The sequence below is a fragment of the Desulfosporosinus shakirovi genome (genome assembly GCF_020595055.1).
Classification (GTDB): Bacteria; Bacillota; Desulfitobacteriia; order Desulfitobacteriales; family Desulfitobacteriaceae; genus Desulfosporosinus; species Desulfosporosinus shakirovi.
The window spans coordinates 141,072-147,161 of sequence record NZ_JAJDOO010000007.1 but is presented as its reverse complement, the minus strand read 5'-3'; the positions used below and the strand labels follow the sequence as shown (position 1 = coordinate 147,161).

Below are 6,090 nucleotides of genomic sequence, written 5' to 3'. Positions count from 1 at the left end.
GGTCCGCGACCGGGATATCAAGGTCAACCGCAAGGCCCGCGACCAGGGTATCAAGGTCAGCCGCAAGGCCCTAGACCAGGGTACCAAGGTCAGCCGCAAGGTCCGCGACCAGGGTATCAAGGTCAGCCGCAAAGTCCGCGACCAGGATATCAAGGCCAGCCGCAAGGTCCGCGACCGGGATATCAGGGTCAACCGCAAGGTGCCCGTCCAGGATATCAAGGTCAATCGCAAGGTAATCGTCCAGGAATGGCTCCACGTGCTGGTGGAGGTGCCCCGCCGTCACCAATCATCGTAGAGCAAGCCAAAAGACAGATGCCTGCAAATAAGAAGGCTCAGGATAAGGCTTATGAACGGAAACGTGAAGTAGAAAAAGAAAGAGAAAATGCCATCCGGTCACCACATAGACGCTTTCAAAAACATCCCAAAAAAGAAGTTAGGGATACGACTCCAAAGCATATTGTGATACAAGGATCAATATCAGTCCAAGATTTAGCCTCTAAAATGAGCCGTAAAGCTGGAGAACTGATCAAACAGCTTATGACTCTGGGAGTTATGGCGACAATTAATCAAGAGTTAGACATTGAAACAGCCACCATCTTGGCAGGTGAAATGGGTGTTACGGTTGAGGTTAAAGCCGAGAAATCAATGGCTGTGATTGAAGAGATCCAAGATGATCCAAAAGACCTCGTTTTCCGTCCACCTGTTGTTACCGTAATGGGACATGTCGACCACGGGAAAACTTCCCTTCTTGATGCTATTCGAACGACACATGTAACGGCTTCGGAGGCAGGAGGAATTACTCAACACATCGGGGCTTATCAAGTTGAAATTAATGGTCAAAAGATTACCTTCTTGGATACACCAGGGCACGAAGCATTTACTTCTATGCGTGCTCGTGGTGCTCAAGTAACTGATATCGCTATATTGGTAGTAGCAGCTGATGATGGAATTATGCCACAAACCATTGAGGCTATAAATCATGCTAAAGCTGCTGACGTGCCTATCATTGTAGCTATTAATAAAATAGATAAAGAAAATGCAGTTCCTGAAAAAGTAAAACAGGAACTGACCGAATACGGTCTTGTCGTTGAAGAATGGGGCGGAGATACCATTGCCGTTCCTGTATCGGCAAAGAGTCATCTAAATATCGAACAACTTCTCGAAATGATTTTATTAGTCGCTGAAGTGCGTGATTTTAAAGCAAATCCCAATCGTTCGGCTGCTGGCACAGTCATCGAAGCCGAATTGGATAAGGGTAAAGGACCTGTCGCTACCGTTCTAATTTCCAAGGGTACGCTTAACATTGGAGATGTGGCTGTTGCCGGCTGTGCCTATGGTCGAATTAAGGCCATGTTGGATGAAAAAGGCAGACGTGTTAAAAAGGCCGGTCCCTCCATGCCCGTGGAAGTGCATGGCCTGTCCGAAGTGCCAGAAGCAGGGGAACCTTTCTATGTTGTATCAGATGAAAAATTGGCTCGTCAAATAACATCGGCACGTATTGCTGTACGAAAAGTAGCAGAGTCCAAGCAAAGCGTGGCAGTTAAAGTGAGCTTAGAAGACCTTTTTGATAAGATAAAAGAGGGCGAGATCAAGGACCTAAACATTATCATTAAGGCAGATGTACAAGGTTCAGTCGAAGCCTTAAAGCAGTCCTTACTTCGTCTTTCGACGAGTGAGGTACGCGTCAATCCAATTCATGGCGGGGTCGGCGCAATCAATAAAAATGACATTATGCTCGCGTCAGCTTCAAATGCAATTATTTTGGGCTTTAATGTCCGACCAGATGCCAACGCGAAGGCGACGGCAGAACTGGATAGCGTAGATGTGAGACTTTACAGAGTCATCTATGATGCCATTGAGGATGTTAAAGCTGCTATGACTGGCTTACTGGATCCTTCCTTCAAAGAGGTTGTCGTAGGTAAGGCTGAAGTGCGTATGGTCTTTAAAGTCCCTAAAGCGGGAACGGTCGCTGGTTGTATGGTGACAGAAGGAAAAATCATACGATCTGCAAAAGTGCGCATTATTCGCGATAGTATAGTGATCCATGAAGGCGTTATGGAATCTCTTAAGCGCTTTAAAGATGATGCAAAAGAAGTTGCTGAGGGTTACGAATGCGGAATTGGCATAGAAAAGTATAATGATGTCAAAGAGGGAGACACTATTGAGGCATTTGTTATGGAAGAAGTAAAGCGGACATTATAGCAGTAAATCAGCCCTGGAGGTATTAGGTATGTCAAAACATCGACCCAATCGATTAGCGGAAACACTTAAAGAGGAAATTTCTCAACTTATTCGAGTGGAGTTAAAGGATCCTCGTATCGGATTTGTTACTCTCACAAGTGTAGATGTTGCGGATGATTTATCACACGCAAAAGTGTTTATAAGTGTTTTGGGCACTGAGGATGAAAGGAATGCATCATTGGATGCCTTGAATCGTGCGGCAGGGTATGTTCGATCTGAAATCGGAAAACGGGTAAGACTCAGACATGTTCCATCGATCGTTTTCAAATACGATCCTTCCATTCAACATGGTGCACACATTGCGAAACTACTAAAAGATGTTGGGGTATCCGATGAAACAGTTAAGGAAGAATCCCATGAATGAAAACACCATTGTCCAAGAGTTCATTCAAGTCCTGAGAAAAGCGCCAAAGGTGGCGCTTTTCTCCCATGTATCTCCGGATGGCGACTGTTTAGGATCAATGTTGGCTATCGGTTTGGCGTTGGAAAAAGTGGGCAAAGAGGTGTCGTTTTATAACCCGAATCCGGTGCCAAGCAACTTAATGTTTTTGCCGGGTTCATCCCGTATAAGTCAGCAACTTCCTGATCCTCAACCAGAGACTCTTGTCTTCGTAGACTGTACAGATTTGGGACGAGTTAACCTTTTGACGTCAGATATCTCCAAAGTAAGTACAATACTTAACTTAGATCATCACATCTCGAATCAACACTTCGGACACATCAACTGGGTTGATGCCCATGCAAGTGCGGTTGGAGAGCTTGCCTTGACTCTCATTAACTTTTTAGGTGCAGAGATAGACAGTGATATTGCTACAAATCTCTATACAGCTATTGTGACGGATTCAGGGTGTTTTCAGTATGGTAATACTACAGCTCAGACTCATCGTCTGACTGCAGAACTATTGGATCTAGGGATAGATTTGGTTAGTATTCACCACGAAATTTTTGATCAAAAGCCATTTTCTCAAATCAAGTTACTTCAGTATGCCTTAAATGGATTGGAAATTCACGCTGAAGGGCAGTTGGCCCTTATGGCTTTAAGCTTAGAGGATTTTCAAAAAAGCGGCGCAGAACAAGAATTAAGTGAGGGTTTGGTTAATCACGCACGTAGTATTGCAGGCGTTGAGGCAGCTGTGTTACTTAAAGAGGCAGGACCTTTAGAAATTAAGGTGGGTTTGCGTTCGAATCTCTGGTTGGATGTTAACGCGATTGCAGCTAAGTTCGGCGGAGGAGGACACAATCGAGCTGCGGGTTGCACCTTCAGAGTCCCAATAGAGGATGCGAAGCAAAGCATAGTTGGTGCGATTGAGGAGGCGTTAAGGATTGGAAGGAATTATTAACGTCCTTAAACCGCCTGGAATGACTTCTTCTGATGTTGTTGTCTGGATAAGGAAAATTCTAAAAATAAAAAAAGTTGGACATACAGGAACACTTGACCCAGGGGTTGCTGGTGTGTTACCGATCTGTGTGGGCAAGGGAACTCGTTTAGCAGAGTATATAACAGAGCAAGGGAAGGCATATATTGCCGAAGTGACATTTGGCGTTACGACAGATACTCAGGATTCATATGGTAAAGTAATCTGCGAGACCTCCCCAATGCTCAACCGAAGTGAATTGGAACGAATTTTGCCCGATTTTACGGGTAAGATATCCCAAGTTCCTCCCATGTATTCCGCAGTTCGTAAAGAAGGTAAACATCTCTATGAATATGCTCGAAAAGGGATACCGATCGAGATAAATCCACGTGAAGTGACTATTTATGAATTGAACCTTGAAGAATGGTTTGATGGACAGTTTCCCAAAGCTATCTTGGACATTGAGTGTTCAAAAGGGACCTACATAAGGACAATTTGTCATGATCTTGGGCAAACATTAGGCTGTGGGGCACATATGTCCTATTTAGTACGAGTTCGTTCCGGGCCATTTAAGATCCAAGAAAGTTGGACGCTTGAAGAGATCGAAGAGGCAGTATGTGACGGTAAATTTTCCTTTATACTGCCGTTAACTGCTGGAATTGATCTGCCTAAGGTTTCCTTATCTGAATTGCGCTCAAATGCTTTCAGGAATGGGTTGCCAACTAAAAGAGAACAAGTTAAGATTTTAGACAATAAAATAGAGCCTTACGTACAAGTTATGGAGAGTGAAGAATTAATCGGAATAGGGGTTTGGCGTGAGGAAGCTCTTTACCCACATAAAGTTTTCAAATGACTAGTGAGAAAGTCGCTGACTAGTTCTGATATTTAGGAGGTCAAATCGGTGCAAGTTCGAACAAGTCTGCCTATGGAAAGAGAACCTTGTGTCTTAGCGTTAGGTAATTTTGATGGGGTACATCTGGGACATCGTCGATTGCTTGAGCATGGGCTTGAACAAGCCGCGCTTTTAGATGTGGGGCTTGATGTTTTGGTCTTTGAGCCTCATCCGCTAAAAGTATTATTTCCCGAAAGGGGAGTAAAACTATTGTCCACGACTCAAGAGAGATTACTTTATATGGAGGAGATTGGGGTCCGTACAGTCTACCATCTGCCCTTTACAATGGAGATGGCGAATACTTCTCCAGAACAGTTTGTTGAGAAGATTCTTTTACCTCTTGGAGTAATTCATGTTGTGGTTGGCTTTAATTATTCATTTGGTGCTCAAGGTAAAGGTAATTCCGAGTTGATTCAAGTCTTAGGGCAAAAGCATGGATTTGGAGTGAGTGTGCTTCAGGCTCAGACTTTAGGTGGACGTGTGATCTCTTCCAGTAGTATTCGTAAAGCATTACAACTAGGGGATATTCAATTGGCAAGCTCGCTGCTTGGACACCTTCCTTGCCTGCGTGGGACAGTTATACATGGGGAAGAGCGCGGACGGATGCTTGGTTACCCTACAGCCAATATTCTAACTTCAGACGATTTTTTGATTCCGAAGCGAGGTGTTTACGCAGTTTGGAGTACTATTGATGAAAAATGCGTATTAGGGATGATGAATATCGGAATGAAACCAACCTTTCATGAAGTGTATGATACTGTGGTGGAGGTCCATTTCTTTGATTTTGAAGGTGATCTGTATGGCAAGGAAATCACAGTGTGTATTGAAGAACGTTTGCGTGACGAACGAAAATTTAATGGGGTTAACGAGCTTTTGACTCAGTTAGAAAGAGATTGCTCAAATGCTAAGGGGGTATTAGACAAAATCCAGGATCGCCAAGACAGTAATGACGCTCTATCGCAGACTAACTTTACAAATCAATAATTAACATGTATACTATTTTAGAAACTATTAGGACCCGCTGACTCGGCTAAACGAAGTCTCCAACGTTAACCTGGGCAGTCGGGAATTATAAAAATTGGAGGAATTTTATCATGATGACACCTGAGAGAAAGCAAGAGATTATTTTAAAGCACGCACAACACGAAGGAGATACTGGTTCTCCGGAAGTGCAAATTGCGCTTCTCACTGAGCGAATTACGTATTTAACAGAACACTTTAAGACGCATAAGAAAGACCACCATTCCCGTCGTGGACTTTTGAAAATGGTTGGTTCTAGGCGTGCGTTATTAACTTATCTGAAGAACGTTGATTTTGATCGTTATCGTAATATTATTGGTGTACTTGGCTTGCGGAAATAATCTAGCTTAAAGGCAAGAAAGAAGCGGATCACATAGATCCGCTTCTTTCGCCTTTAAAAGACACTGAGCGAAGTTGAGGTCTAAGGGCGAGTTCTGAACTCATGATTTTAAATTGAAACTATGTTAGGGACATTAAATATTCTACATAAATATTCGCTCGGTTAGAGAAACCTAAGGAGTAAGGTTTCCTATAGGGGGATTAGGCTCCTTTCTACAATAAATGATAGTAAAAAGATAGTTT

6 protein-coding genes are annotated in these 6,090 nt (G+C 43.4%); all 6 read left to right on the top strand.

The window, feature by feature from the left end:
* Window positions 1-2,202: translation initiation factor IF-2 (gene infB / locus LJE72_RS08455; RefSeq protein ID WP_229247177.1), on the top strand; the 2,202-nt coding region annotated here is incomplete at its 5' end.
* A gap of 28 nt (window positions 2,203-2,230) precedes the next feature.
* Entirely contained in the window at window positions 2,231-2,605 is a 375-nt protein-coding gene (gene rbfA / locus LJE72_RS08450; RefSeq protein ID WP_229247176.1) for a 30S ribosome-binding factor RbfA, read from the top strand.
* Window positions 2,598-3,581, top strand: a complete 984-nt coding sequence (locus LJE72_RS08445; protein WP_229247175.1) for a DHH family phosphoesterase — start codon at window positions 2,598-2,600, stop codon at window positions 3,579-3,581. The genes rbfA and LJE72_RS08445 overlap by 8 nt, the downstream gene beginning before the upstream one ends.
* Window positions 3,565-4,449, top strand: a complete 885-nt coding sequence (gene truB, locus LJE72_RS08440) for a tRNA pseudouridine(55) synthase TruB (RefSeq protein ID WP_229247174.1) — start codon at window positions 3,565-3,567, stop codon at window positions 4,447-4,449. The genes LJE72_RS08445 and truB overlap by 17 nt, the downstream gene beginning before the upstream one ends.
* 48 nt (window positions 4,450-4,497) lie before the next feature.
* On the top strand, window positions 4,498-5,472 hold the full coding sequence (locus LJE72_RS08435) for a bifunctional riboflavin kinase/FAD synthetase (RefSeq protein WP_229247173.1): 975 nt from the start codon (window positions 4,498-4,500) through the stop codon (window positions 5,470-5,472).
* 110 nt (window positions 5,473-5,582) lie between these two features.
* Window positions 5,583-5,849 carry a 30S ribosomal protein S15 gene (gene rpsO, locus LJE72_RS08430; protein WP_007786194.1) on the top strand — a complete coding sequence of 89 codons (267 nt, stop codon included), beginning with the start codon at window positions 5,583-5,585 and terminating at the stop codon, window positions 5,847-5,849.
* Window positions 5,850-6,090: the final 241 nt, after the last annotated feature.